Here is a 3625-nt window from a genome sequence, read left to right on the forward strand (position 1 = left end):
GGTGAAGGGCGCGTCGGCGGGCCGGCGGCCGGTCGGGGGTGCCGGCCCCAGCCTCGCACGACGGTCGGGGGGGGCCGGCGCGGCGGGCCCGCGGGGGGGGGGGACCGGCGGTGCCGAGGGCCGGCGCCCGGGGGGGGGGGGGGGCCACCGGCGGGGCCGGGGCCCAGGGGCCGGGGCGGCCGTAGGGCGGGGTGCCGTAGGGGTCCTCGGGGTGCAGCGGCACCCGGGGGGCCCGCTCCGCGCCGTCCCCGCGGTGACCGGGTTCGGCTGGGCCGCCGGCCGCGGTGCGACCGGCCCGACCGGCGGGCCCGGAGGTGTCCGTGGCCGGGCCGGCATCGGCCGCCTCGTCCCCGGCCGGGCTGCCGTCGGCCGGGCTGCGGCGCCGTCCGGCGGCCTCGCCCCCGGGCACCTCCGGCGGCCGGATCGGCTCCGGCCGGCTCCACCAGGTGATCTCCGGGCCGGTGCTTGGCTTGTTCATCCCGTGCTCTCCCACTCCCTCGACCCGCGCCACCCGACGCCCTCCCGTGCCGCGCCGGAGGCCCCACCGGGCCCGGGCCCGGTGCCGGTACCGCGCGAACGCGGACGGGCGGTGCGGGGCGGGCGCTGGAAGGGCGGGGCGGACGCGGCCTGGAGCCGTCGGGGTGCGGTCCCTCCCGGGATTCAACCAGTTCCGTCCGGCCCGGTGGTGGGCGGAGGGTCAGTCGCCGGCCGGGGCCGCGGTCCGCCACGGGCCGGGGAGGCTCCCGGAGGGGAAGGAGGACGCGGCGGGGTCACCGGCGGTCGTGGCGCTGCCGGTGACGGCTCCGCCGGGCCAGGACCCGAAGGAGCGGGCCGGCTCCGGCGCAGCGGTCGCCGTGCCGGCCTGCCCGGTGGGGAGGAGTCCGGCGTACGGCGGGGAGAGCTGGGGCAGGCCTGCGGCGTCGCGCAGCGGGGAGGTCCGGGGCGGAAGGGTCCGCCGGGGTCCGCCGAACGCCGTCCAGGCGTAGCCGGAGGGGGACGGCGAGGCGGCCGGCCGGCTCGGCGGGGCCTGGCCGCCCTTGGGTGCGCTCGGAGCCGCTGCCGTGGCACCGGAGGTGTGCACCCGGTCCTGGACGGCCAGGAGCTGCCGGTCACGGCTGGGGCGGTCCTCGGCCCTGTCGGGGGTGGCGCTGAGCGGCGTGACGGCACTGTCGGCCCCGCTGCCCGGGTCGGCACCGGCGTCGGGCGACACCGCTCCGCCGAGCGCGAGGGCGGCGAGGGAGAAGGCACTTGCCGCGGTGAACGCGAAGCGGCGCCGCTGGGCGGCGGTGCGCAGGGTCTCCGGCCGGCGCCCGGTGGTGCCCGCTGTGCTGCGCGGCGGCAGGGACGGGGCCACGGCGCCGAGTGCGGTGGGTGGGGTGTCCGGCAGCAGCGCCGCGCTCGGCAGGCGGCCACCGGATCCGAGGAGACCGCCGCCGCCCAGTCGGCTGCGCGCCTGGGACGTGCCGAAGCGGCCGTCCCGGGGGGCCGGGGAGTCGGGGTCCGGGCGGCCGTCCGGGCCGGTGGGGTCGTGGGCCGCGCCGTCGAGGGGGCGGGGCCCGAAGCCGTCGCCGCCGGGCAGGTTCTGCAGGCGCGCCAGCAGGCCCGCCGAGGGCCCGGGGGGCGCGCTCGCGGCGAACACCGACTTCAGCCGGCGCTGTGCGTCCGCCTCCGCCTTGCACCGGTGGCAGGTGGCGAGGTGGGCGAGGACGCGTTCGCGCGCGTCGTGGCCCAGCTCCCCGTCGACCAGAGCCGCCAGGCGGTCGCCGAGGTGGTGCTCGGCGGGGGACGGACCGCCTTTACCACTCACGCGATCCCGACCTCCCCGGTCATGGACGGCAGCGAGCGCCGGGTGCGTCCGCCCGCCGCCCGCGGCTCGGGAGCTCGGTGCTCCAGCGCCTTGCGCAGGTGGGAGCGGCCCCGGTGGATGCGGCTGCGGACGGTGCCGAGCTTCACGCCGAGGGTCGCGGCGATCTCCTCGTAGCTGAGGCCCTCGATGTCGCAGAGCACGACCGCGGCGCGGAACTCCGGCGCGAGGGTGTCCAGCGCGTGCTGCACGTCGGCGTCGAAGTGCGTGTCGTTGAAGTGCTGCTGCGGGGTGGGCTCGCGGCTGGGCAGGCGCTCGGCCGCGTCGTCGCCGAGGGCGTCGAACCGGATGCGCTGCCGTCGGCGGACCATGTCGAGGAAGAGGTTGGTGGTGATGCGGTGCAGCCAGCCCTCGAAGGTGCCCGGGGTGTACGTCGACAGCGAGCGGAAGACGCGGACGAACACCTCCTGGGTGAGGTCCTCGGCGTCGTGCTGGTTGCCGGTGAGCCGGTAGGCGAGCCGGTAGACACGGGCGCTGTGGGTGCTGACGATCTCCTCCCAGCTGGGCGGGGTCCACGCCTGCGCACCGTCCGCGTCGGTGGCGAACGTCGCGGTGGTGGCGGACTCGGCGGCGCCCTCGGCCTGCCGGCTGTGGGCGCGGGATCGATCAGCGGTGTCTGTCACGGATTCCGGCTCGGTGGTGGACCTGCGGAGACGTCGACGCGTCGCCCGGCCGGCCACACTCGCCGCACCTCCCCTGGTGGCTCTGGTGGTGTCCAGTAGGGCCCCTACCATATCCACTCCGCCCGTTAGCTCCGGATAAGCGGTTTTGACCTGCATTCCCTGGTGAGCCGCGTCTCGTCGCGAGGCCGCGGGGTGATCCGCGGTGTCCCCCCGGCCGCGCCCGTCGTGCCGCTCCTGTGCTCCGCCGGTCACTCCCGCACCTCTCGTCCTCTCCTCAACGCCCGGTCCCATCTGCGAGTTCCCGGACGCAGCGGATACAGTCACGGTTGCGTCAACTACGGGGACAGGAGAGGGCCATTACCGGCAACCGGCACACGAGCCTGGCCTTCGCCGAGGCGTACGGCGCCGGGAGCGTCGACGACGCCGGGGCGGCGGCTCTGCGCTGGTCACGGGAGTGCGCCCAGGAGACGGGGATCGGCGCGGTCTCCGGCGGCACGGGGGCGACGCTGCGGCTGCTGGCCGCGGCGGTGGACGCCAAGGCGATCGCCGAGATCGGCACCGGAACCGGCGTCTCCGGCCTCTACCTGCTGCACGGCATGCGTCCGGACGGCGTGCTGACCACCGTCGACCTCGATCCGGAGCGGCAGCAGTTCGCCCGGCAGGCGTTCCGCGCCGCCGGGTTCGCCGGCAACCGCGCCCGCTTCATCCCCGGGCCCGCGCTGGAGGTGCTGCCGCGGCTGGCGGACGGCGGCTACGACCTCGTCTTCTGCGACGGCGACCCCAGCGAGAGCCTGGAGTACCTGGCCGAATCGTTGCGGCTGCTGCGCCCGGGCGGGCTGGTCTGCTTCGAGGGGGTCTTCGCCGAGGGGCGCACGGTGGACTCCACCGCCCCGGCCGCCGACGTGCGGCACCTGCGGGACCTGCTGCGGACGATAAGGGAGAGCACCACGCTGGTGCCCTCCCTGCTGCCCGTCGGCGACGGTCTGCTCTGCGCGGTCAAACGGGGCTGAACCGGCGCCCGGCGCCCGCGGACGCCCGGAGAGCGCCGGGCCGGTTCCGGCCGACGCCCGGCCCGGAACATGCTCCCCGGGAAACAGCCCGGCCCCGGTGCGCGGCGCGTACGACGAGACGTACGCGC

At 77.5% G+C, this 3625-nt stretch carries 3 protein-coding genes; 1 reads left to right on the forward strand and 2 read right to left on the reverse strand.

Annotated features, from left to right (window positions below):
* Nucleotides 1–697: 697 nt before the first annotated feature.
* Both ACFV3R_RS34505 and sigE read right to left on the reverse strand, forming a co-directional pair.
* On the reverse strand, nt 698–1807 hold the full coding sequence (locus tag ACFV3R_RS34505) for a zf-HC2 domain-containing protein (RefSeq protein WP_385591495.1): 1110 nt from the start codon (nt 1805–1807) through the stop codon (nt 698–700).
* Complete coding sequence (sigE, locus tag ACFV3R_RS34510) at nt 1804–2598, reverse strand: RNA polymerase sigma factor SigE (protein WP_385591497.1); 795 nt, start codon at nt 2596–2598, stop codon at nt 1804–1806. The genes ACFV3R_RS34505 and sigE overlap by 4 nt, the downstream gene beginning before the upstream one ends.
* A 215-nt stretch (nt 2599–2813) precedes the next feature.
* Between sigE and ACFV3R_RS34515 the strand changes: the two genes are divergently transcribed.
* Nucleotides 2814–3497: an O-methyltransferase gene (locus ACFV3R_RS34515; RefSeq protein ID WP_385591499.1), complete on the forward strand. Its 684-nt coding sequence runs from the start codon at nt 2814–2816 to the stop codon at nt 3495–3497.
* The last annotated feature ends 128 nt before the right edge of the window (nt 3498–3625 follow it).

The organism is Streptomyces sp. NPDC059740, assembly GCF_042733155.1.
In the GTDB taxonomy this organism is placed as follows: Bacteria; Actinomycetota; Actinomycetes; order Streptomycetales; family Streptomycetaceae; genus Streptomyces.